The following is a 25,064-nucleotide window of genomic DNA, read 5'->3' as shown; positions in this document are numbered from 1 at the left end:
ATTATATTTCATCCCCTTTTATTTTTCCTTGCGTTTCCTGGCTATTACTTCAGCTTTTCCCATTTTAATATACTGCATCAAAGGTCTTTTAGCTGGACAGATAAAAGAACAGGAACCACACTCGATACAGTTAAGAATCTGATATTTCTCTAGCTCCTCAAACATCTCATGTTCAGTGTAATTTGCCAGATTAACAGGCATTAAAAACTGTGGACAGACATCAACACAGCGAGCACACTTAATACAGGGAGCAGGTTCAAAATCTGCTACCTCATCCTCTGGCAAAACCAGTACACCTGAAGTACCCTTTACAGCAGGCAGATCTATTACTGTCTGAGCAAAACCAGTCATCGGTCCCCCCAGAATAACCTTACCAGGTTTACCAACAAAACCACCTGCTTCAGCTATTAATTCACTAACAAGTGTTCCTATCCGATAAATAAGATTTATCGGTTCTTTAATACCCCTGCCAGTAACTGTTACAGAACGCTCAACAAGAGGCATACCCTCTTTGATAGCATCTCTTACAGCCACAGCAGTACTTATGTTGTTAACCACCACACCCACATCAAGGGGCAATCCTCCTGCCGGGACTTCCCGGTCAAGGATGGCTTTAATTAACATCTTTTCACCACCCTGTGGATATTTGGTCGCCAGTACCTTAACCTCTAATCCTTCCTCACTAAGAACTGCTTGCTGCATAACTTCAATTGCTTCAGGCTTGTTTTCTTCAATACCGATGATCCCATTTTTAGCACCAGTAGCTTTCATAAGTGCTTGAAGACCAAATACTATATCACCCGGTCTCTCAATCATCATCCGATGATCAACAGTAAGATACGGCTCACATTCAGCCCCATTTAAAATAATATACTCTACTTCTTTACCATCAGGCACCGCCAGCTTTACATGGGTTGGGAACATAGCCCCTCCCATTCCTACAATCCCGGCCTCACGAACAATATCCTTTATATCCGCAGGGTCTAGTTCTGCCAGCTCTCCCCTTGGTTTTATACCTTCAGCCAGCAGATCTTCTTCATCGGCTTCAATGACAATTGCATCTGCTTTTTTCCCAACAGGTGTCATTACTTTCTTAATCTCCTTAATTACTCCTGACACAGATGCATGAACCGGGGCAGAAACAAAACTATCACTATCACCTATCTTCTGACCCAGGTCAACGTGGTCACCTTTCTTTACAAGAGGTTTACACGGAGCACCAATATGCTGCTGAAGAGGTATCGTTACAATTTCCGGTCGCTTTGCTTTTTTAAAGGGTTTATCCTTACTCAACTGCTTATTATACTCTGGATGAATCCCTTGTTTAAATGTTAATACACCCACTAATCAATTCACCCCTTTGCTTTTACTAAAAATACAAATTTTTCTAGCAACCTTCTGCACTCTAAAATGCTAAACATATTATAACGCATCCGTGGGACAAAAACAACCCGAAAAAAAATTCCCACTATTCAGTGGGTAATAAAGGCATCATAGCCGAGTTTTTTAATTTCTTCTTTAGTTTTTTCTGCTTTCTCTCTATCTGTAGTAGCCCCCAGCTGTACCTTAAATGGTTCCCCTTCAGTTATAACAGCTTGAAAACCCTTACTGGCCAGCTCTTCTTTTAATACTACCGCATTGTTGTAAGAACTAAAGGCCCCAACCTGAACAACAAAGACATCACCACTTAATTGTTGATTAATACTGATAGTTTTTTGATCATTCTTATCTTCGGAAATATACCTTGTTGATGATTCGAGGTCACTATCATTATCATCCTCAACAATAATTTCTTCTTCCACCACTTTATTTTCAGTAAGCTGTGAACTATCATCAGGGGAAGTACCAACAACCAGTTGAATAATCCAGTTCCCCAGTAGATATCCGACAAAAAGGGCAAATAAAGCTAACACAATGACAACAGTTGTAAGAGAAAGACTGTTTCTCCTCTCCATTAACCAATCACTCCCTTCTTCACTACTATTACTATTATGATTATTTGTCTTATTTTATTCCAGTAAGACATCTAACTATTGTTTGATAATAAATATTTCTTAGCTGCCCCAACAGTATATAATGAACCTGTTATACAGAGAAAATCCCCCTCTGATATCTTTAACAGAGCCTGCTTAATAGCAGTCCTAATATCAGGATAAAGCAGATTTGGAATCCCCAGTTCATCAGCAATAGATTTAATCTTTTCTGGGGGGAGTGCCCTTTCATTTCCATTATCAGTAATTATTAATTCAACACTATCAAGCAGCTTAAAAAGCCTAATCATCGCAAATATATCTTTATCCTTTAGAATAGAAAGAACGACTATCTTTTTCCCTAACTCCCCTGTATTACTAAGTAAAAACTCTATAAGACTACTTAAACTTTCTGGATTATGTGCCCCATCAAGCAATACCTGCGGCTTTTTTGAAAACAGCTCTATACGCCCAGGAATAAAAGCAGTTTTCAAGCCAGCTATCAGGTCCTGTTTATCTACCTTAAATTCAGGAGTATTTTCTGCTACAACAGCTACCGCCAGCACAGCATTTCTAAGCTGGTGTTTCCCGGCCAGTTTTATAAAATAATCCCCCTCTAATTCTTTAAACTTCTCTCTATTTTTTCCCTCTTCAAGTCCAGCTGCTTTAAGTCCCAGGCCCCTGTATTTTAAGGTAAAGACCTGACCTTCAAGTCCACTTTCTTTAAGAATGAAAGTAAATAAATTATCAATAGACTTTAAAGTAGCCTTATTATTAACAGATAACTCTCTTATTACTTCAAGGGCATCTTTATTGTTTACAGCAGTAAGAACTGGGCAGTTACTCTTAATTATACCGGCCTTTTCCCTGGCAATTTCTATGATAGAATCACCCAGAATAGCTGTGTGTTCCAGACTAATGCTAGTAATAACACTTAAAAGAGGTTTTTTGATTACATTAGTAGCATCAAGTCTGCCGCCCAGACCTACTTCAAGCATCACAAGATCAACACCCTTACGATAAAAATAAAGAAAGGCAATTACCGTAACAATCTCAAAGTAAGAAGGGCGACCATAGGGTGTAGTAGAAAGCCACTTCACAGCTGCCTTTATCTCAGCAACTATCTCGGCAAGTTCAGTAGTAGTAATTAACTCTTTATTAACCCTGATCCTTTCATTGAATTCCAAAAGATGTGGTGAGGTATAAGCACCCACTCTATAGCCAGCAGAATAGTAAATAGACTCCAGAAAGGCAATTGTTGAACCCTTCCCATTACTCCCGGCAACATGTATAATTTTAAGCTTAGATTCCGGGTGACCGAAATAAGCTAACAACTGCTCTATTCTCTCTAAACCAGGTTTATAACCATCCTTACTGCCAAATTTAGCAAAAGAATTAATGTATCTATAGGGATTATCCTGTGAATTTCTCTTATCCAAACTATATATCCCCCTGTCATTCTTTAATTTTTATACTTGAAAATGATTGTACTATTTTATAAAATTCTTCTTACACAAAGTCAACATGTTATCATAATACAGACAAATATATTTGTTGGACGACTCTAGAAATTGTCTGGAGGCATGGACGCCGAAAGACAATTTCTCGACAGTAAGCGGAGGCAGGACGCCGGAGCTACGACAAGGGAAGCAAATATATTTGTCGGTCTTTAGAATTTTATCCATAATCTTAAAATACATATCTGCTTTAATCATTGTAAAGAAGCATAACTTTGAAAAAGAAAGGATTTTAAATATGAACATACTTGAGCTATCACTTCTCTCTCTCTGTACTGCCCAGACCCTAAAAATTTTTACAAAATACCCTTTTGACATTACCCGCATCCTGGGGTCAGGTGGTATGCCCAGTTCACATTCATCTTTTGTCTCAACACTAGCAACCTTAATCGGTTTAAAATATGGATTTACATCTGACCTATTTGCTGTAGTAAGCGTCTTTTCCTTAATAATCATCTATGATGCTGGTGGTGTTAGACGGGCTGTTGGCGAACAGGCCAATCTCCTAAACCACCTCTTAAAACACCTTGACCCTTTACAGCTAAAACACGGTTTTGATAAAGAGTTAATCAAAAAAGACCTTAAGGAATTAGTAGGTCATACCCCTTTTGAAGTACTAGCTGGTAGTCTCTTGGGGGTAAGCATCGCTCTCCTTTATCACAGTCTATAAACATTTATTTAACCCTTATAACCAAGCCTTTTACCAAAACTAAGTTCAATTTTATCTCCTTCAACAACCTGTTCTTCCAGGCCGGCTTCTTTTCCATTAATTGTTAAGCTATAGTTTTCATTAAAAGGAGTAATTTTATAACTAATAAAGTCAAACACCTTATTAATAGTAAGCGGGGAAAGGCTATATTTTATTTCATCCCCATCTTTTATACGGTATTCTTTATCAACTATTTTTTTATTGCAATATATCTTATTACTGGTGGGTATTTCTAAGCGACTGCCATTAAACTCTATCCTAATAGAATCCTTAAGCTCACTATTTAATAGCTTATTTATTGTCAAGTCTTTATTACTACTCTCGATTATCTCAAGCCCCTTACATTCCTCTACAGGTAGATCAAGATCAAGTGGGAGACCATCAGAAAGCACTAGTATCCCTTCAGCAGGATAATAATAATCCCTTCCATTAACTTTATAGCTAATATATTCATTTCTTAATAGAGTTGGGTCTTTTTTATAAAATGAAGCTACTACATCCCTGACTGTTTCAAGCTGATAATATTTAATCTCTGCACCATCCTCAAGTACTGCATCCTCAGTAACCTGCAGACCATTCTGGTAAATAAATGCATCCAGATTAACTCTTTCTCCATTGATCAAAATTTGAACAGAGCTAAGCTCAGGCAAGACATCACTAATTACTCCCCGGGCATCATGCCCCTCTTCACCAGGTTCAAAGACAATCTTATCCCTGGAGGAAATAATCCTTTCCAGGTCCTCAACCTCACTGCCATTTAGTAAAACCTTGCCAGGAGTACCCAGTGAACCCTTGATTGTCTTTAACTCACCATTGACAGTACATGTTAAACCCATACCTGGAATACCCCGCAGTTTCCGAAAATCAATTTCAGCAGCCAGCAGGGCATCAGCCACAGTAGGCCGATCAAGGGTCAAAAGTTGATAATTTACCCCATTAACCTCAATATTAAGAAATGACGTTTTTCTCTTATCTTTATGTGAAGAAATAGCAATACCAATAGGTGTATTGACCTGAGATTTACTAACAGCATCTACTGAGCCGGCTATATTTTTTATATCACTATAGTCCTTAACCCCTACTCGTTCTGCTGGTAATCCAAGCACACTGGCTATCTCCTCCAGGAGACCAGGAGTCAAACTCCCACCACCTACACACATAACTGCCTGAGGCTCCTTTTTATTCTGCATCAGGATTGACTCAGCTATCTGTGAAGCAAGGCTCTGAACTACAGGCCTGATAGATTCTACAGCTTCCTCAGCAGGAATAGTAATCTCCTGACTCAAAATATTCCTGACAGTCATCTCCCCTCCCTGAATCAAAGAACGTTTAAGTTTCTCACCTGTATTATAATCAAGGAGGTAGTGTTCAGCCAGAGACTCTGTAATCTCATCTCCAGCTACTGGTACCATGGCATAGGCTATCATGGAACCCCCCTTAGTTATTGCTATATCTGAGGTTCCTGCCCCTATATCAACCAGGGCCAGATTGAAGTTATACATGTCTTTTGGTATCACAACACTGGACACAGCAATCGGCTCCAGTGTTAAATAATCAACCTCCAGGTCAGCCTCACTGACCACAGTTAAGAGTGAATCAACAACAATCCTCGGTAGAAAAGTAGCTATAATCTTCGCTTCAATCTTATGGCCCCGTTGACCCTCTAAACTCCCTATATTCATACCATCAAGAATATATTCCCTGACACTATAAGCAACAAAATGATAATCCCGGGCAAGATCCCCGGCATTACCTGAGGAAGCTAGTTGTGTCTGCGCTTTTTGAACAGCACTAAACTCCAGGGCCTGAACATCTTCAGCTGTAATAGTTTTCTTGCCATCAAACTCAACAATATTATCATAATCTACTGTCCTGAGTGCCCTACCAGCAGCTGCAATCGCCACTCTTTCTAAGATAATACCCAGTCTCTCTTCTAATCTTTCTTTAACTAACTTTACCTGTCTAGCAACCTGATTAACATTATGTATCTGACCATCAAGCATAGCCCTTTCCTCATGCTCCACTACCTCTGAATCAATAATCCTGTAAAGATCATCTCTATATTCAATAACTAGTCCAATTACAGTTCTGGTCCCTATATCAAGTGTAAAAACAATATCTTTTCCCTGTTTCACCATAGACCCCTCCTGTAAAAAAAAGCTGTTATTACATTATTCGACTTTGGTATAAAATATCCTTCCCTAGATCACTTAAAAAAAGGAAGATTAAAAAAACACTACTTTTTGTCCAAAAAAGTAGTGTTTTTAGTTCTATTCATATTCATTTATGAATATATTTATAGTAAGACAAGATCTGTTTAAAGGAGGTGATAGACATAAAATGCAAACAACAAAGGGGGGATAAGATATGTTTAAAGAACCTCAAACACCAACTGATAAAGTCCTCACCGGTATGCTAATAATCTGTGTCTTTATACTCACTCTAACTGATAAAGATATCGAGGCCTTTATATTGGGAGTCTCTATAGGCCTCAGGGTGATCTTTAAATAGATCACCTCTTTTTTTACACGCTAATAAATACATATGTAATTAATAAGAAAAAAATGCTTATTATTTAATTTTTTTAAATATCAAAAATAAGATATTAAAAACCCCCTTATTGCTTATGTTATATAAACCATTAAGGGGGTTAATATTTAATTTGTGCAGATAATTTTTATTTAAGTTTTTTTAAAACATCTTCAGCAATCTTTTCAGCCTTAAACCCAAATTCATCTGCTACTTCCTGACCTGGACCGCTTTCACCATAGGTTTCCATAGAAACCACATGATAATTCTCTCCCAGTAGGCGGAACCAGCCACTGCTAACACCAGCTTCAAGTACAACCCTAAAGGCATCCCTATTGCCAAGAACTTTATCAATATAGTCTTTACCCTGACTAATAAATTCCTTGCGGTCAGGAACAGAGACTACACGTACAGCTTTACCCTTTTCATTAATAAGCTCAGCAGTATCACAAGCTAAAGATACCTCACTACCACTTGCCATTAATACCACATCTAAACTATTACCCTCTTCCTTTTTAACTACATAAGCACCTCTAGAAATAGCAGCAAATCCATCAGCTTTATCAAGATGAGGCAGTCCCTGTCTGGTTAAAATGAGTGCTGTTGGCCCATCTTTCCTTTCCATAGCAGTAAGCCAGGCAGACTTGGTCTCTTCCTCATCAGCCGGACGAATTACCTTCAAGTTAGGAATAACACGTAGTGATTCTACATGTTCTATCGGTTGATGGGTAGGACCGTCTTCCCCCACAAATATCGAATCATGTGTAAAGACATAAATTACAGGTTGTTTCATTAAAGCAGCTAGTCTAATGGCAGGTTTCATATAATCAGAAAAAACCAGAAATGTTGAACAGAAAGGACGCAGCCCCTTATGGAGTGAAATGCCATTGACTATCGCACCCATGCCATGTTCCCTGACACCAAAACGGAAATTACGTCCAGCAAAATTGTCACACTGAACCTCATCATATTTATCAAGATATGTCTTATTAGAAGGAGCCAGGTCAGCTGAACCACCAACAAGGTAGTCAACTTGATCAGCTATCTCACATAAAACACTACCTGATGAGCTCCTGGAGGCTACTGGTGCCTCTATTTTCATATCCATAACTACATCTTTAAGCTCTGCCGGGAGTTCCCGTTTAATACCCCTATCCCACTGTTTCTTAAGTTCAGGGTTTTCCTCTGCCCAGCTCTCAAAGGTCTTTTCCCATTCCTGCCTTAGTTTCTTTAAATTAGTTTTATGTTCTTCAAAATAATCCCTTACCTCCTGACTGACATAGAATTTCTTATCAACAGGCAGGCCAATTTTTTCTTTAAGACCCCTGATTTCTTCTTCACCAAGTGGGGCACCATGTGCTGCTGCAGTACCCTCTTTAGTTGGGGCGCCAAAGGCTATCTTTGTCCTGGCAATAATTAAACTTGGTTTATCACTTATCTCCTTGCTTTCTTTAACCGCTTCACGTAGTGCTGAAATATCATGACCATCAACCCCATCAATAACATGCCAGCCGTAGGCTTTAAACCTTGCTCCGACATCCTCGGTAAAGGTTATATCTGTATTACCACCAATCGAGATATCATTATCATCATAAAAGGCAATTAATTTACCCAGCCCCAGGTGGCCAGCCAGAGAAGCTGCTTCTGAAACGACCCCTTCCATCATTCCACCATCACCAAGCAGGGTATATGTATAATGATCAACTATCTCATATTTTGCTGTATTAAACCTGGCCGCTAACATCCTCTCTGCTAGAGCCATTCCTACAGCATTAGCAAAACCCTGTCCCAATGGTCCAGTTGTTGTCTCTACCCCGGGGGTATAACCATATTCCGGGTGTCCAGGGGTTTTAGAATGTAACTGCCTGAATTCCTTCAAGTCATCAAGACTAAGACCAAAACCTGCCAGGTGTAAAACAGAATACATCAACATTGAACCATGACCTGCCGAAAGAACAAATCTATCCCTATCAGGCCATTCAGGATTAGAAGAATCATATTTTAGTTCTTCCCCATAAAGCAGGGCACCTATCTCTGCACAACCTATCGGTAGACCGGGGTGGCCTGAATTAGCTTCTTCAACAGCATCGGCAGACAAGCCCCTTATCGTTTTTGCAACATCTCCTAACACATTAATACCTCCTCTAAATAATTGACTATCATATTTCTCCACCAATATTTTATATCTTTCTAAATCATTTGTCCAGTAAGGCCAACATTTTAAATCACTTTATTAAATCATTTTAAAAAAGTAAGAGTTACAGATTCTCTCAATTTAACTTTATAATTACTAATTTTTCCTTCTAATTTATTAATCATTGCAGACCCCTAAAGAGGGATTTAACACCTTTAATACTGCTACCCGCCATTTATCATAATCAATGACAGGACTATAACCTTCATCAGTATATTCTTTTATCTCTAACAGATTACTATTAATCCCCATATAAAATCATCCTCTCGTATTATTAATAGCTATCCCAGTTTAACAATAATTATATTTTCATCCGATATCTGTAAATCTCCTTTATCAATTACTACATAACTACCCGTCTCATGTGGAGTAATCTCTCTTCCATTCATAGTAACTTTTTTTATTTCATATTCTCCACAGTCCAACTTATTAGTATTAATATATTCGACCTTTAGTTTATTACCAGCAAAATTAATATTAATACTAGCTTTACCATCTTGATCAAATTGTTCTTTTTGTAGTTTAGGTTCAATTTTTAAGCTTCCTAAAAAACCCTTTATCCCAAATACCTCTGTAACCATTGTCAAAAGCAGCCAGCTGGCAGAACCGGTTAGATAGGTATACATTCCCCTACCGCGGGAATTAATATATTCGGGAATACCAGGATAAATCCTGCTTTTTTCAAAATCTAGACAGTGTTGATAAATTGTATTCCATACTTTATAGCCCTCTTTAACGAAATCACGTTGATAAAGAGCCTTAGCATACATTACAGACATATGGCTAAACATAGCACCATTTTCTTTGTGTCCATAGGCAAATTCAAAACAACGACCAAGTTGAAGTTCCTTATCTTTAAACTCTGTATTAAGCCTATAACCCCCTACTTTCTTATCAAACAAATACTTATCAGCAGCTAACGTTATTTTTTCAATCTGTTTTTCAGTAGCAATATCAAACATAGTAGAAAACACTTGACCGGTTAAAGTCATTCTTGTTTCTACTGGTCCAACACCATCTACTCTCTGACCATTGTTATCATAATAACCATTAAACCATTCATAGCCATTTTTATCACCTATCCATTCTTCTTTTCTGAAATGTTCTACCACCCATTCTGCCTTACATTTTATATCTTTTATAAGTTCATTAATAGGTATACTAAGCATATTACCTGATATATTATGTTTACAGCTATTAAAATACTTTGCCAGAGTCTTATTTTTTTCTTCGACATTACCATAATTTAGACTATCATTAAGAGAATCCAATAGAACATTTATCTCTTCTAATAATTCTACTTCAGTAATGCCTTCCTGATCTCTTAATTTCTCTAGCAATCTAACTATTTCAAGTAGATTACCAGCATAAAAAGCTGTAAATGCTACACTCTCTCCTTTTTCTGATGCCATATCAAGACCATCATTCCAATCAGCATCTTCTAGTCTGAGATTATTATTTTCACCAACATTAAAAAATGCAGTTAAATTCTCTAATAATATGTGTTCAAGAATACTCCCCTGATAAATTTTGCCCTCTTTTGTTTTTAACTTATTACCCATATCTATATTCCAGTATTCATCTCTCTCTCTAGCAAAAGATATTATCCCATCTTTAAAATAAGTTTGTTTTTCTAATAAAAACCTCAAGTTACCTGTCATATTAATATAAAGGCTGGTAGTCTGTAAAGGCCAGGCCCCATGGTCTATCCATAACCTGCTAATATTATTACGGTCAGCAATAAATTCACCAGGCTCATTACCGATAATAGTGGCATTACTACCATCAATTCTAACACCAGCAAAATTATTATATAGAAGGTCATGGACATTTTCATCATCCATTAATAATAAAGCAAGACAATCCTGCCAGAGATCTCGCCACCCCCTACCTCCTCGACCATAATCATGATATGGTAAAAATGAACAGCCATAAATTCTACGTAAGATAGGTTGCAAGGTAACCCATTTCATCCAGTTATCAAAATTATGGTCTCCAGTATAAAAAGTTAATTGATTTAATTTTGACTGCCAGTATTCCTTGTTCTCAGCTAATTTTCTATCAAAACTCTTTTTTGAACAATATTTTTCAATATATTTATCCATATTGTTTCCAGTTTGATCAATGGCCATAACAATAATATAAGAAATAAAATCTCCAGGTTCTAATTCTTCTTCTTTAAATCTAAGAGCTCCCATACTTTCATAGCCATCATATTCAAACCCTGACTTAACATAATCTGAATTACCTTCGACAATAGTACGGGGCCAATCAAGAGTACCCCCTTCCCCTATGAAATCCTGTAAAACAGGGCAGAATCCTATGGGATTTGAATTATCAGGCCCACTGCCCAAAACAGCATAGGAAGTATAATTTCTCTTGTGACCTCTCTCATCAAAGGACAAAGTAGGTTTTACTATAACCCCATAATTATTGGTTTTAATATGATTTAAGAGTGAAGTTACATGACGATGATCTCTTAGATTATCCGCAGAACGTCCAAAAATAGGAATAGCCGCTGTTGCAGTTAATTCGATTTTTTCTTTACCTATATTGAAAATAGTAACTTTCATTAACTCAAGTTGATCATCATCTACTGGTACAAAATTTGTTATTTCTGACCTTATATTAATTTGACGATTTTCTCGTATTACTTTATGCCATAAAAACCCGGCCTCTAATTCTACAGTTTCATCACTCTTTTTACTATATTTAGAAGATATTTGTCGGGCTGAATTACCAGTTGCTGACCAGGGCCCATATCCTTTTATATTAAGCCAGAAGTTCCGATTTGAACGATTATTATGTAAATCTTCGGCAGAAACAGGCTGGAGTAAGAAACTATTCTGCCCGGTTTTAATATCTCCATTCAAAGAAGGAGTTACTGCAGACATCATTCCACTCTCATTGGCTAATGGAAAATATAAACAACTTATTTCATCTGCTTGTTTTAAATTAAATGTTCCATTATTATCAGTAAACATCCAAGTCATTTGTTACATCCTTTCTTATATTAAATTTGTCATATATTTATACAATTCATTCTAATTCCGTGATTTTAATACTGCCCTATTATAAGTTAAGGGAATATCCCTATACAATAGGGAAACTCCCTTAGTAAGAACAAATACTCTGCTTTATTCTACTAACCCTTAGTAGCACCTGCTGTCAATCCAGAGATAAATCTTTTTGAAGCCAGGATAAAGACTATAACAATAGGCAATACTCCCAAGGCTGTCCCCATCATTGTTGCCCCCCAAGGAGTCTCAAAATTACCATTTAGTTTTGATAAAGCAACTGATATGGTATATTTACTTTTTTCCTGAAGTACCAATAAAGGCCCCATAAAATTGTTCCAGGCTCCCAGATAAGTAAGAATACTTAATGTAGCAAGTCCAGGTTTACTTAAAGGTAAAGCAATTTTATAATATATTTTAAACTCTCCAGCACCATCAATTCGAGCTGCATCAATTATTTCATTGGGGATATCTTCCATAAACTGCCTCATTAAAAATATTCCAAAGGCATTGGCAGCACCAGGGATAATAAGCGGCTTAAAGCTATTTATCCAGCCAAAATATCTCATCATGATAAACCAGGGAATAATTGATAACAAACTAGGAATCATCATACTTGCCAACATTAGAAAAAATAGTTTTTCCTTCCCCTTAAAGTTATATTTAGCAAAACCATATCCCCCTAAAGAACAGAAAAATAAAACCAGCAGGGTCGCCAGGGAAGACACAATAATAGAATTAAATATATTCTGGAAGAAAGGTAATTTTTCTAATAAAATCTGGAGATTATCCCAGGATGAGCCACCAAACCAGAGTGGAGGTGGAAAATTAAAGATTTCTTCCCTACTCCGGGTAGCTAGCACTAACATGTAGTAAAATGGAAAAAAAGTAATTCCAACTCCAAAACTTAAAAATAAGTAAAGTATTGTTTTATTAAACTTCTCCATCCAACTTCTTTTGTTCTTTTCTGTATCAACAATAACTGTTTTCAAATTTGTTTTTGACTTCATACTAACCCCCTACCTTTTTTGGAATATTTTGCTGTTAATTAATGATAAAATTATAATGAATACACAAAGAATATAAGCCATAGCACTACCGACCCCGAACATATTCCAGTTAAAACCAGTTCGATAAAGATATAAAGCTGTTGTAAGACCAGCCCGTCCACTACCACCCGTCCTATCAGGTGTCAAAATGAATGGCTGCTCAAAGAGCTGAAGATTACCAATAATAGATAAGGTTACTCCGAAGAGGATAACCGGTCTCAACATTGGTAGAATAATCTTAAAAAAGACCTGCCTCATATTGGCCCCATCCACTTTTGCTGCTTCATATAAACTTTCAGGTATATTCTGTAAACCAGCATAATAAATAATCATATTCCAGCCGGTAAACTGCCAGGTTACTAATAAGGCAATTGATGGTTTTATCCACGCTGCTTCACCTAACCACCTAATAGGTAGTTTTAAGTTGATAATATTAAACATTGCCCCTATAAGGGAAAACTTTTCCATATATTTTAAAATTGCATTTAATATCCCAAAATGTTCACCATATAACATTCCAAATACCATAGATACAGCTACCGAGGAAGTGATATAAGGCAAAAAATAGGAAGACCTAAAAAGATTCTTTAATTTTACCAAATTAGAATTTAAAATAAATGCCAGAAATAAAGCAATAATATGTTGTGGAATCGTAGTTAAAATAAAAATAACTAAACTATTCCAGACTGATTGCCAGAACCAGGGATCTGTTAAAACAAAGATATAATTTTCAAAACCAACAAATTCTTTAGGACTAATCCCATCCCAGATATGAAAACTCAAGAAAAAGGAATAAATAATAGGAAAAGCACCAAAGATAAAGAAAAGTATATAAAATGGGGAAATAAAAACATATGGTGCTGCTTTTTTGCTCAATCTCATGTTAATCCTCCTTATTTGAGGGGGGAGAGAACCCCACCCCCCATATATTCTATTACCTTCTAGCCCTTCTTTCGATCTGAGCTTTAGCTTCTTTTAATGCCTGTACTGGATCAACATCGTTTTCAAGAACCTCTGTTAAAGCCGCTCTAACAATTTCTTCTGCAATGACATCATATTTATTTGTTACAACATTAGGTATTTTCTGGGCAGCTTCCAGCCAGAGCAAACGGGCTTTCTGACCTGCAAAAAATTCCATTTCTTCCTCAAAAATAGGATCATCAAAAGCAGGCATCCAGGAGGGGAAGATATTGGAGGCCTTAAACTGAGCTATCTGAGTATCTTTTCTGGTAGCAACAAATTTGATGAATTCCCAGGCTTCCTCTTTATGTTTAGCCTTTTCTGGAATTGCCAGGAAGGATCCACCCCAATTTACGTACATTTCATCGGGAAGATTGCTTACACCCCAGTTCCCGGCTGTATCTGTAGCAATCCAGTTACGGATGTGACCACCTAACCAGGCCCCGCAAGGCTGAATTAAAACTGTACCATTTTTAAAGGTAGAATACCACTCATTAGTCCAGGCACCAATTCTGGCATCCAGACCTTTCTCTCTAACCATTTTAGCTGCTCTAAAAGCCTTTATGAATCTTGCTGAATCAACAATAGATTTTCCATTTTCATTAAAGTATAGTTCTTTACCACTTCTAGCAATCATAAAGAAAATATCAGTAGCATCAGCTAATAACCAGCGGTCATTAACACCATCACCATCTAAGTCTTTAGCAAATTTCAAACCAGCAACAAGCCAATCTTCTAGAGTTTTCATATCCTCTATTTTATATCCCAGATCAGCCAGAATATCACGCCGGTAATAAATAGTTCCTGGAGCTATATCACTCGGAAAAGCAATTAAGCGACCATCATTTGTAGTCCCCTGAGACCATTTATATGAAACTATATTATCCTTAAATTGGCCAGCATTATATGGTTCCTCTAAAAGGTTGACAAATCCACCATTGGCAACAAAGTTAGCAATATAAGCAATTTCAATAGTTGTTACATCAGGAACTTCAGCCCCTGCAGCAATTTGAGTAAGTAGTGTTTTATGATGGTCAGCAAAACCATTAGTTACCAGCTCTACCTCAATATCAGGATACTCAGCATGGAACTGGTCTAAAATATCTTCAAATCCAGAATCCTGATCAGGATAACACGCTACCTTAATAGTAGTTTTAGCAGCCACCGCCAAAGTAAAAATACCAACTAACAAGACAATCATCAGACTTACAACTAATAATTTTCTCATTATACTTCCTCCTTCATAATTTGAATTTTTTTAATCTCTTTAATTATTGGTGAAATATAGCTTTATAAGTCACCACCTTTCTCATTTGAGTATTAAAACTATATTAATAGCTGAAAATTCACTATTTACCCTTCACTTAAATAAATATCTATCCTCTCTAATTCACCATTTCTCAACATCTCAGCACATGGTGTTTTTAAGCTAGAATTCTCAGCTATTATAATCTCTCCCTTCTTAGTTAAAATTCTATATGAGTTAATTTTGCAATTATCAAAGGTATTAATTTTATCAGGATTATGATAGACAAGGAGAGTATTTCCCAGAAATAATGATGTAAAACAATTCTTAGGGATTAAAAAATTACATTTCTTCTCATTAATATTTAAAGTAATCCTCTTTTCTTCTTTAGTAAAAAATTCTGTTTTAAGAATAGCTTTAGGTTCAAAAACTAATTTTTCATTTTCATACCGAAATGGTTTAATACCTACAGCTATAATAGTCCAGATTTCCAAAAATTCAGCAGTTGAACCACTTAATCTTGCAATATACCCTCTTCCATGATTTTTTTCATCAGGATTGGAGCTGCTCATAATGAATGAACTGTTTTCTAATATACTCCGTCCATATATTTCAGGGTCTTGAAAAGCTATTAAACAATCATCTAATGCTTGAAAAAACTCATCATATAATTGATTTTTGATTAATTCTAATAAATACTTATATTCCATATGAAGCCAAATTGAGCCGTTCTCCAGCCAACCTGGTGTAAATGCTCGAGCCCTTCCTATATCATCAGGCATAGCAGATAAATCTCCATTTAATCTGTACATCTTTAACTTTCTATCAAAAAGTTCACTATGTTTGACTTTCTCATGTAATTCTTTTACTGCATCATATTTAAGGACCTTCATGGCCCTTACCTGACCTTCCAGAAAAGGTGGTAATATTACTTGCTCAAATTTACTTACTCTAATAAATGGATAACCCCCTTTTGAAAATTGATCAGTCTTCTTATATTCAATTGGTATATAGTAATAATATGTTGAATAAATACCGTAATCGGTTACGGAAGCACATTTAATAGAATAATGTAACTTTTTCGAAATAGCCTCCAGGTATTCAATCAAATTTTTCACTAAAATCTCCTGTTCATTCCCTTTGAAACCATAAAACACTTTCTCTCTATATTTCTCTCTTAAACTACTTGCTTTGTACCAGTAGTTAAAATTATCTTTATTATCCAGCCAGATATTAACTAAATTATTCAGCCCTGTAAAGAATTCATAAATTTCTAATGGTAATAAAACCTTATAATCATCATTAACAGTAACCAATATTTCTAGTAAATAATCCACCAATCTCTTTAATTCGAGAGTCTCAGGGGTAGAAGAACCAAATATACCGGGCAACCCATTAAGAGCATCATACCACCCTGGTTTATTAGCTTCCATTTCTATGCCAATACCACATGGATCTAAGGTGGACATCTTATTAGTTACTAATGATAGTAATTTGACCAGTAAAGTTGTATTATATACCTTTCCTTTACCATATTCATTTCGTAGTTGATATGGCTTTTCTTTCCTCGAATTTATCAACTTTCTTTTTTCCTCAACTTCTACTATTGCATCCAGTTGGCGAGGACCAAGGTCTGTCAAAACATATTTATCACTACGAGGCTTTACCTTCATATAGCTATCATAAAAATAATAAGAATCATCATTAAAAAAGAGCTCATTAGATTTTTCCGGATAGATAGCCAGATAATTTTCTATTAAATCCAACAAATATGTCCAATGGTCTATCCAGTAACCTTCACCAAATTCTGCTTCAATTGTTGAATATGACAAGGTTATAACAGTTTCAATAAACTGGTCAAGTCCTATATTTAACTTAATGTTATAGTCATTTATAAATGAGGTTAACTCACCTGGTGTAAAAGATTTTTTTAATCTTTCATGAAGCAGGTCTTGATAATCATCACTTACAAGTCCTATTACTTCTTCTCTAGCCTTTTGAGTCAAATAATATTTCTTTCCTTTAATAACAAGAGGATTATAGCCATCAGCCTGAATAAGATTAGCAAATGTCTTGATATTATGATCCTTAACCTGTGGATTAAAGAAATTATCAGAACGCCTATTTTGATTTATATCCCTATAGTTACCATTCCCCTGTGAGTAATATGATGCTTCCAGGTGAAAAAAATTATAATCCCTCTCTAGATCTCCATGTTTACGGGAATAAATGTGATTAATCTTCCCACCTTGACCTATATTTATAGGAAAACCTCCCCGTAAGAGATTATCAAGATAGGTTTGACAGCAATAATAATCAAATTCCGGGATATTACTTTTAGTAAAGATATTATCTGTAAGCTTATGATGTATAATCTCACTTTCCTTTTCTTTTCTAACTAAATAATCACCCTGGGTTATTAGTTCCTTAATCTCTATCAATCTATTTTCATTTGCCACATGACCAAATAATGAATTTAATGTAGTAGTTAAACCACCTTCTATTTTAACCTTATAAGCAGACATAGCAGAAGGAAAACGATTTTCGGTCATTTGTTCTCCTTGATAATCTGACAATTCTTTATCTATAAAATTTATTGGTATTTGAAAACTCGTATCCTCTCCAAAAATAACCTCGGGATCTACTAAAGGAGTTAGTATATTATTCTTATCGGTATAAAATAAACAAAAGTGACCTTTCACTATTTTGTGAACTTCTGGAGAATCAGCAGTAGTTGCTTTCACACGATAAAGAGGTATTTTGTTCTCAAGATTATAAACCCTACACCAGGCGGCCATTGTCTGACTAACCTCTTTCAAAGCAGTATTTGATAAGCCATAAGGAATTACTTCCGGTAATCCATCAAGTATTTCTACTTCTCTCTCCTGCATGGCTAGATTTTTCAAAGAAATTCTTCTGATAAGAGAGCCAAAGTTTTCATTTGGCAGAATAAAATATTTAATTTTAATTGCAAGCTGGTATTCGTTATCTATTTCTTCAATAGTTAAACAATGTGGTGCTATAATCATCTTATTATTAATTTTCTGATTAATCTTGGTAAAGGGTTCATATATTTTGACATTACCATAATTATCTTTAAACTTTATAAATGTTCTAAACCCCTTATATGTAACAGATTGATATGATTTATTAGCTGGTAAGAATTCTAAAATAGCATTGTCTTTATTTTCAATTCCAAAACTGGCAACCCCTTGTCCTCTATTTACATAGAAAGCCCAGATTGGTATTCCAAATTTACCTGCTATCCCGGGTAAAAAGCTGGAAAAAGTACGTTGCTTTTGGTAATTTTCAATTATAAAATTACCAGACTCATCTATTTTCATTCTTATACTCCTCTCAACATATTATTTCTTAGGCAAATAATAAAATAAAATTTCATACTATTCATATAACTGTAATCGGTTTCGGTAGTGGTTCTAAATTATTTTATTTTTTTACATGAATCTCTTTCAATTAGATTAACTGGCAAAATAATTGGAGAATTACCTGCATTAGGACTTTCAATCATGTTTATTAGTAAACTAGCAATAGAACTACCCATCTTCTCTTTGTTCTGGGCAACTGTGGTTAAAGCTGGCCTTACATACCTACTTGCCTCTATATCATCAAAACCAATTAATGAAAAGTCATCAGGCACTTTAAATCCCGCCTCTTCTATAGCCCGCATAGCACCAATAGCCATCCCGTCACTCTGACAAAAAACCCCAGTAGGAAGTTCTTTTAAATTTAACATCTCTCTCATAGCCTGATAACCACCTTCTTCAGAGTAATTACCATCAAAAATCCATTCAGAATTATAGATTAAATTCAATTCTTTTAGTGCCTGTTGATAACCCAGAAACCTCTCCTGACTGGTTTTTGTTGTACTAAAACCAGCGAGCATACCAATCTTTCTATGGCCTAATTGATAGAGGTAATTGATTGCTTTTTTAGCACCTGATATATTATCAGATATAACATATGAGGCATTTTTCCCAATAATATCTATATCAACAAAAACTGCAGGTATTTTTGAAGCTAACAGTTTATTTAAGTTAGGGTCATTTCTTAAAACACCCATCATAGCTACTCCATCTACATGACGGTCCTGACATTTATCTAAATAACTAAAATTTTCACCCCAATGTCTATTAGTAAAATAAACTATATCATATCCTTTTTCACCAAGAGATTTTTCCATACCATAGATAACCTCACGAAAAAACGGATGGTGTAAACCCGTATTAAAATGATCTGTAAAAAAAATTCCTATAGTATTAGATTTACTGGTAGATAAACTTCTGGCCACAGTATTAGGTCTATAATTATTTTCTTGAATTATTCTAATTATTTTTTTTCTTGTTTTATCACTAACATCAGGATAGTTATTAAGTACTCTCGAGACTGTAGTAGTTGAAACATTAGCCTGTCTGGCAATATCTTTTATAGTGGCCATTGTATACCCCCAATTATTAATCATTTCATATATCATCATAAATTATTATAAGCAAGGCGTTTCGAAACCGGTTACAATACTATATATTCTATACTAAATCAAATATTCCTTTTTTTATTAAAATTTTTATTATTTTTTATCTCCCTACAAGCCCTTTATTTTCATTGTTTTAGATCTTTCAAAAAAATATTTAAAGAATCTTTGAGCATTTTAAATCATTTTTACAGCTGTTTTTTATAATTAATGGAAAGTAAGGGTTGTTATTGTGTATAATACAATTAAGGGATTCTAAAGGGGGTTATAATTTGAACTACCTATCCTTACTAATCGAACTAATCAGCGGCAGTTTTACTGGTTATACCACCAATAGTATTGCCATTAAAATGCTTTTTAAAAAATACGGCCCTTTGGGGGGCGTAATTATTAAAACCAAAGAAGACTTTATAAAGAACATCAGTAAACTTGTGGAAGAAGAGATAATTAATAGTAACACCCTCAGTAATGAACTTAATAAAAAAGAATTTAAAATGGTCTTAAATCACATTATAGATGATTTATTAGATAATACCCTTTATCAAGCTTTCGCTAAACTTAAAGTAAAGGACATTCCCGCTTCTTTAGAAACAATAAATAATATAGCCAGCTGCCTGGAAAACTCCACCCAGCAGATAGCTACTTTGCTCTATCCTATAACAAAAACACTTACCCTGGAAGAGCTGATCAGTCCAGAACATTTTAGATATATCATAGATAATCTAAGTAAAAATATAATTCCTATAATCGAAAACAAAGAAATTACAGAAACACTTTTACTGAGGTTATATAGTGAACATAGGGCATGTAAAATAGAAGACTTCCTAGCACAGCAATCCTTTGATAGTATAACAAGAAGGCTCATTTCAGCAGCTAATAACTCTTTTATCCAAACAGGAAAAAATAACAGGAATGAAATATTAAAATCCCTACTTAGAATATATAATAAAATGGAACTTGATAAGCCTATTCAAAAAATGGAGAACAGGCTGAAAAATAAGACCCCTGTCCAACTCCTGGGTGCCCGGCAAACTACAGAACTAATAGACAACAGTAGTAAAGCCCTGATATCTTTTTTTAACAGCAGTGAAGGCTTAGCTGCCCTGGAAGAACTCCTGAAAACCCTGTTTAAGCTCCTTGAATCACTGGATATAAGTCTGGGGAAAATAAGCAGTGAAAATCTTGAACAGCAATTTAATAAATACATTAATATTTTACTTAATGACCTGTCAAAATGGATCAGTAATAATCATCAAAAAATAAATGATTTAATAGACCGGGCAGTCAAAAAAAGCCTGACAGCAGAAAAAGTAAACGGCTCCAATCTACAAGCTAATATAAAAAATTATATTTATAACAGTATCAGCCAAAAAAACAATATCAGTAAAGAATTCATTAATATACTACAGGGTAAGAAGAATCATAATAAAATACAATTATCACAACAACTGATAAATCATCTTAAAGATAAGAAAATTTCAGATTTAGTATCTTTATTACTGAATAATGAGCTTATTGACTCAAAAATACTGGCCAAGAAACTACAGAAAAAAATAATCCAGTATTTAGAACAGGAAAAATTTGACTTAACAGCCCGTAAAATAAGCAGACAAAAAATAGGACAGATAATCAAAATAGATTTAAGTTCTTTAATAGCCAAAAACAAAAAGTATATTTTAGAATTACTACTTGAGCAGACAGTCTACAATAAAGATTCAAATTATAATATCTCCAGCTTGCTAATTAGTGTTCTTGATAAAATAAATGGACTTTCAATTGATGATATTTTTACGGAAAATAAAATACTTAACTATCATAAATCACTAATAAACCTTAGCAAAGAACAGCTGCCCGGCTTAAAAAACAAACTGAGCAGCATTTATCAAGAAAAAAATAAAAAAACAATACATAACTTACTTAATCCCGAAGAAATTATTAGTCCTATATTAAGCCAGAAATCCAGCCAGCTACTTAAGAATTCAACAGATATTAAGCTGGACTCACTCTTACAACAGCTTAATAAAATACAATCTACCAAAGGGATAAAGCTTACTACTACCAAAATACTACAGGATAAACTCCCCACCCTCCTGGATGGAAAAATAGCTAAAACAATCAGTGATAATCTAAAAACCATCTCTGATCAAGATATTCAAAATATCCTGGAGGAATTCATCGGTAGAGAGCTGAAACCAATTACTATTTTCGGTGGGATACTGGGGAGTTTTTCTGCCTCACTACTTTTTTTGTTAAGACATTACCTCAAGATAGGAGGTCAATTTAATCTCGGCTTAACAGTCCTTACCTACGGTTTTATTGGTTATTTAACAAATGTTATTGCCCTGAAAATGGTTTTTAAACCCTATCAGAAGAAAAAATTCTTCGGTCTGAAGGTACCTTTCACCCCAGGTGTTATTGCCAGGGAGAAAAAACGTCTTGCTCAAACCCTGGGGGAATTTGTCCATCAGGAATTACTCAATATTAATTCAATAAATAGATTCTTCAAAGGTAAGAAAAATGAATTCAAAGTAAGTCTTGTTAATACAATTAAAAAAGATCAAAACCATTTATTTCAAGAACTTCTACATAAAAACCTGGACAGAATTAGCGAAAATATAATTAAGACTAGCTATCAAAAAAGGAATACTATCTGTCAGAAGTCAATTAAACTTATGGAAAACACTATCCTTTTGACAGAAGAAATTAATCTAAAGAAATTAAATAATAAACAGCTAAATAAGATAAGTACAGTAATTACCAAAATCATCGAAAAACTACTTAAAAAAAGTAATGACTTTAATGTCGAGACCTACTTACTGGAGAATCTTGACAAGGTAGTAGAAAACAGTTTTAATAATACAAATGAGAAAACAGTGGAAAATATGCTTAGAGCACTTACAGAATCATTTGTTAAAAAGGATACTAAAACAGCTGTCTTGGAAAAGATTACTGCCCAAATAATTAACTCATCCTCTTTCCAGGAAAAAACCGCCTGCTTTATTGATAAGCAATTTAATAAGCACTTGTCTGCTTTAACTGAAAATGCCGCAAAAAATATTGACCCGTCAAATTATCTAGCTGACAAACTAATAGCTTTTCTGGAAATAAGTCGTCAGGATCTTAAAAAAAACCTGAGAAAACACAATCAAGAACAGTCCGGACTCTGGCTGCTAATAGGTAAAATGCTGAATATAAATGAAACCCTGGACAGGATAGTAGATATTCTAATTGATGAAGAACTACCAGAATTAATCAAGGAAGAAGAAGGGAATATAAATAAAAAGTCAGTAGAATATTTAACAGAAATAGCTACTTACCCCCCTACCCCAATAAGCCCAATCCTAAAAAAGAGAGGGATAATGTTAATACTTAAAAATATTTTAAGTGATAATGTCCTTAGCAGTAAAATCATGAATCTCTTTAAACCCCTTGTCAAGCCAACTAATAATACCGGGACTAAACTGTTGCAACAGCTAATACTTAATTTAAATGAAGATATAGAATTTTTCAGTAGAGAAATCAGCAGTAAGAATTACCAACTTAAAGAAGGAGTTAAGGAGCTTTCTCATCAGTTATATTATGCACTTTTCCCTGACGGGCTTGCTGTAGAACTGGATAGTATAGATCAAGATGAGCTATATCCTACTGTCCGGCAGTGTTTAGAAAAATTACTAAAAAGTCAATCCCTTAATAACTTTATCAACCAGGCCCTTAATGCACTACTGTCAAATAATAAGCAGTCCCCCTTAATAAATTATAATTATCTAAGAAAAGACCTTTCCAGCAGTATAGAGAAAATTTACCTTAACAGAGAAAAAAGAAAAGAGATCAATATGCAACTACAAGAATTCCTGGCTAATTTAATAGATAGAAAAGAGGATATTATTAAAGAAGAAACAGGCAATTTTTTATTGGAATTAGCAGTGGCTGCGGTCTTTGAGTCAGTAGATAATAATTTTATTGACCTAGTAAACACAATTGACATCCATAAGATTACCGTTGAACAGATAAATAATATGGATGCCCGTAAAATCGAAAAACTATTCTACTCCTTTGCAGGTGATTACTTCCAGAGACTTGAGGTATACGGCTGGATAGGTGGTTTAATCGGTTTATTAACTAGCTTATTTTAAAGGAAAACCAGCTATCTACCTACTGGTGATATGATGTAAGGAAATTACTGAGTTTCTCCATAATAGCACCCAATTCTTCCTTGCGGGGCAGGAATACAATCCTGAAGTGGTCCGGGTCAGGCCAGTTAAAAGCAGTCCCCTGAACCAGGAGAATTTTCTCCTGTAATAATAGGTCAAGGGCCAGCTTTTCATCATCTTTAACATTGAATTTTTCCTGGTCTACTTTAGGGAATAAATAAAAACCTGCCCTGGGTTTAACACAACTTATCCCGGGTATCTCAATTAGTTTCTGATAGGTAAGGTCTCTTTGTTCTTTCAGACGTCCACCCTCAGCAACAAGGTCACTAATACTCTGATACCCACCAAGTGAGGTTTGAATTGCATACTGGGATGTTACATTACTACAGAGCCGCATTGAAGCCAGCATATTTAAGCCTTCTATATAACCCTTAGCCCTTGTCTTATCCCCGGTAAGAACCATCCAGCCAGCCCTGAAACCTGCTACGCGATGAGATTTGGACAAACCACTCATTGTTACACACAATAAATCCCCAGTCAATGTTGCCAGAGAGGTGTGTTGTAGTCCATCATAGCATATTTTTTCATATATCTCATCAGCAAACAAAATAAGGTCATGCTGATGAGCCAGCTCAACAATCGACTCCAACACCTCTCTAGGATAAACTGCCCCAGTGGGATTATTGGGGTTAATTATTACAATACCCCTGGTCCTGTCATTAATTTTACTTTTTATATCTTCAATATCTGGATACCAGTTAGCTTGTTCATCACACAAATAATGTACTGCTGTACCCCCTGAAAGATTTACCGCGGCTGTCCATAGGGGATAATCTGGAGCAGGTATCAAGATTTCATTACCATTATTTAACAAGCCCTGCATAGCCATAACTATCAATTCACTAACCCCATTACCAATATAGATATCTTCTATCTCCAGATCCATAATTCCCTTTTTCTGATAATACTGCATAATTGATTTTCGGGCAGGGAAAATACCTTTAGAGTCACAATAACCCTGGGCATTTTTTAGATTTAATATTACATCATGGATTATTTCATCAGGTGCATCCAGACCAAAGGGAGCAGGATTACCCGTATTTAATTTGATAATATTATATCCTTCTTCCTCAAGCCGTTTCGCCTCATCCAGGACCGGTCCCCTTATATCATAACAAACATTATCTAACTTAACTGATTTTTTAATCATATCCATCTCTAAACCCCCCGAGT

General features: G+C 35.2%; 16 protein-coding genes. 3 read left to right on the top strand and 13 right to left on the bottom strand.

Annotation, left to right across the window (positions count from 1 at the left end; all coding sequences use genetic code 11):
* Positions 1-18: 18 nt before the first annotated feature.
* The 3 genes from rsxC to GM661_RS04245 all read right to left on the bottom strand — a co-directional run bounded on the left by rsxC (position 19) and on the right by GM661_RS04245 (position 3,409).
* The gene (gene rsxC, locus GM661_RS04255) at positions 19-1,344 is read right to left on the bottom strand and encodes an electron transport complex subunit RsxC (protein WP_125988469.1); all 1,326 of its coding nucleotides are present in this window, start codon (positions 1,342-1,344) and stop codon (positions 19-21) included.
* Positions 1,345-1,472: 128 nt separating this feature from the next.
* Positions 1,473-1,955: an SPOR domain-containing protein gene (locus GM661_RS04250; protein WP_230868887.1), complete on the bottom strand. Its 483-nt coding sequence runs from the start codon at positions 1,953-1,955 to the stop codon at positions 1,473-1,475.
* Positions 1,956-2,026: 71 nt separating this feature from the next.
* Positions 2,027-3,409: a bifunctional folylpolyglutamate synthase/dihydrofolate synthase gene (locus tag GM661_RS04245; RefSeq protein WP_230868886.1), complete on the bottom strand. Its 1,383-nt coding sequence runs from the start codon at positions 3,407-3,409 to the stop codon at positions 2,027-2,029.
* 316 nt (positions 3,410-3,725) lie between these two features.
* On the opposite strand from GM661_RS04245, the gene GM661_RS04240 reads away from it, so the two are divergent.
* Positions 3,726-4,157: a divergent PAP2 family protein gene (locus GM661_RS04240; protein WP_125988463.1), complete on the top strand. Its 432-nt coding sequence runs from the start codon at positions 3,726-3,728 to the stop codon at positions 4,155-4,157.
* 8 nt (positions 4,158-4,165) lie between these two features.
* On the opposite strand, the gene GM661_RS04235 is transcribed toward GM661_RS04240, so the two are convergent.
* Complete coding sequence (locus tag GM661_RS04235; RefSeq protein ID WP_230868885.1) at positions 4,166-6,331, bottom strand: cell division protein FtsA; 2,166 nt, start codon at positions 6,329-6,331, stop codon at positions 4,166-4,168.
* Between the two features lie 232 nt (positions 6,332-6,563).
* On the opposite strand from GM661_RS04235, the gene GM661_RS04230 reads away from it, so the two are divergent.
* Positions 6,564-6,707 (top strand): hypothetical protein, encoded by a 144-nt coding sequence (locus GM661_RS04230; protein WP_164522136.1) that lies wholly within the window; start codon positions 6,564-6,566, stop codon positions 6,705-6,707.
* Positions 6,708-6,873: 166 nt separating this feature from the next.
* Here GM661_RS04230 and tkt read toward each other — a convergent pair whose 3' ends face one another.
* The 8 genes from tkt to GM661_RS04195 all read right to left on the bottom strand — a co-directional run bounded on the left by tkt (position 6,874) and on the right by GM661_RS04195 (position 19,647).
* Positions 6,874-8,856 (bottom strand): transketolase, encoded by a 1,983-nt coding sequence (tkt, locus tag GM661_RS04225; protein ID WP_230868884.1) that lies wholly within the window; start codon positions 8,854-8,856, stop codon positions 6,874-6,876.
* Positions 8,857-9,036: 180 nt separating this feature from the next.
* The gene (locus GM661_RS18875; RefSeq protein ID WP_269059902.1) at positions 9,037-9,171 is read right to left on the bottom strand and encodes a hypothetical protein; all 135 of its coding nucleotides are present in this window, start codon (positions 9,169-9,171) and stop codon (positions 9,037-9,039) included.
* A gap of 29 nt (positions 9,172-9,200) precedes the next feature.
* Complete coding sequence (locus GM661_RS04220) at positions 9,201-11,912, bottom strand: GH36-type glycosyl hydrolase domain-containing protein (protein WP_230868883.1); 2,712 nt, start codon at positions 11,910-11,912, stop codon at positions 9,201-9,203.
* Positions 11,913-12,064: 152 nt separating this feature from the next.
* Positions 12,065-12,946, bottom strand: a complete 882-nt coding sequence (locus GM661_RS04215) for a carbohydrate ABC transporter permease (RefSeq protein ID WP_125988455.1) — start codon at positions 12,944-12,946, stop codon at positions 12,065-12,067.
* 9 nt (positions 12,947-12,955) lie between these two features.
* Complete coding sequence (locus tag GM661_RS04210; protein WP_125988453.1) at positions 12,956-13,867, bottom strand: carbohydrate ABC transporter permease; 912 nt, start codon at positions 13,865-13,867, stop codon at positions 12,956-12,958.
* A gap of 52 nt (positions 13,868-13,919) precedes the next feature.
* Entirely contained in the window at positions 13,920-15,173 is a 1,254-nt protein-coding gene (locus tag GM661_RS04205; protein WP_230868882.1) for an extracellular solute-binding protein, read from the bottom strand.
* Between the two features lie 125 nt (positions 15,174-15,298).
* Positions 15,299-18,535, bottom strand: coding sequence for a hypothetical protein (locus GM661_RS04200; protein WP_230868881.1), 3,237 nt, complete (start codon positions 18,533-18,535; stop codon positions 15,299-15,301).
* A gap of 98 nt (positions 18,536-18,633) precedes the next feature.
* Positions 18,634-19,647 (bottom strand): LacI family DNA-binding transcriptional regulator, encoded by a 1,014-nt coding sequence (locus GM661_RS04195; RefSeq protein WP_230868880.1) that lies wholly within the window; start codon positions 19,645-19,647, stop codon positions 18,634-18,636.
* A gap of 305 nt (positions 19,648-19,952) precedes the next feature.
* On the opposite strand from GM661_RS04195, the gene GM661_RS04190 reads away from it, so the two are divergent.
* Positions 19,953-23,813 (top strand): DUF445 family protein, encoded by a 3,861-nt coding sequence (locus tag GM661_RS04190; RefSeq protein ID WP_230868879.1) that lies wholly within the window; start codon positions 19,953-19,955, stop codon positions 23,811-23,813.
* 19 nt (positions 23,814-23,832) lie between these two features.
* Here the strand turns inward: GM661_RS04190 and GM661_RS04185 are convergent, their stop codons facing one another.
* Complete coding sequence (locus GM661_RS04185) at positions 23,833-25,047, bottom strand: pyridoxal phosphate-dependent aminotransferase (RefSeq protein WP_230868878.1); 1,215 nt, start codon at positions 25,045-25,047, stop codon at positions 23,833-23,835.
* Positions 25,048-25,064 lie beyond the last annotated feature (17 nt).

It is taken from the genome of Iocasia fonsfrigidae (assembly GCF_017751145.1).
Taxonomy (GTDB): Bacteria; Bacillota; Halanaerobiia; order Halanaerobiales; family DTU029; genus Iocasia; species Iocasia fonsfrigidae.
Note: the sequence above shows the minus strand (reverse complement) of the source record. Positions and strands in the feature narration are given on the sequence as shown.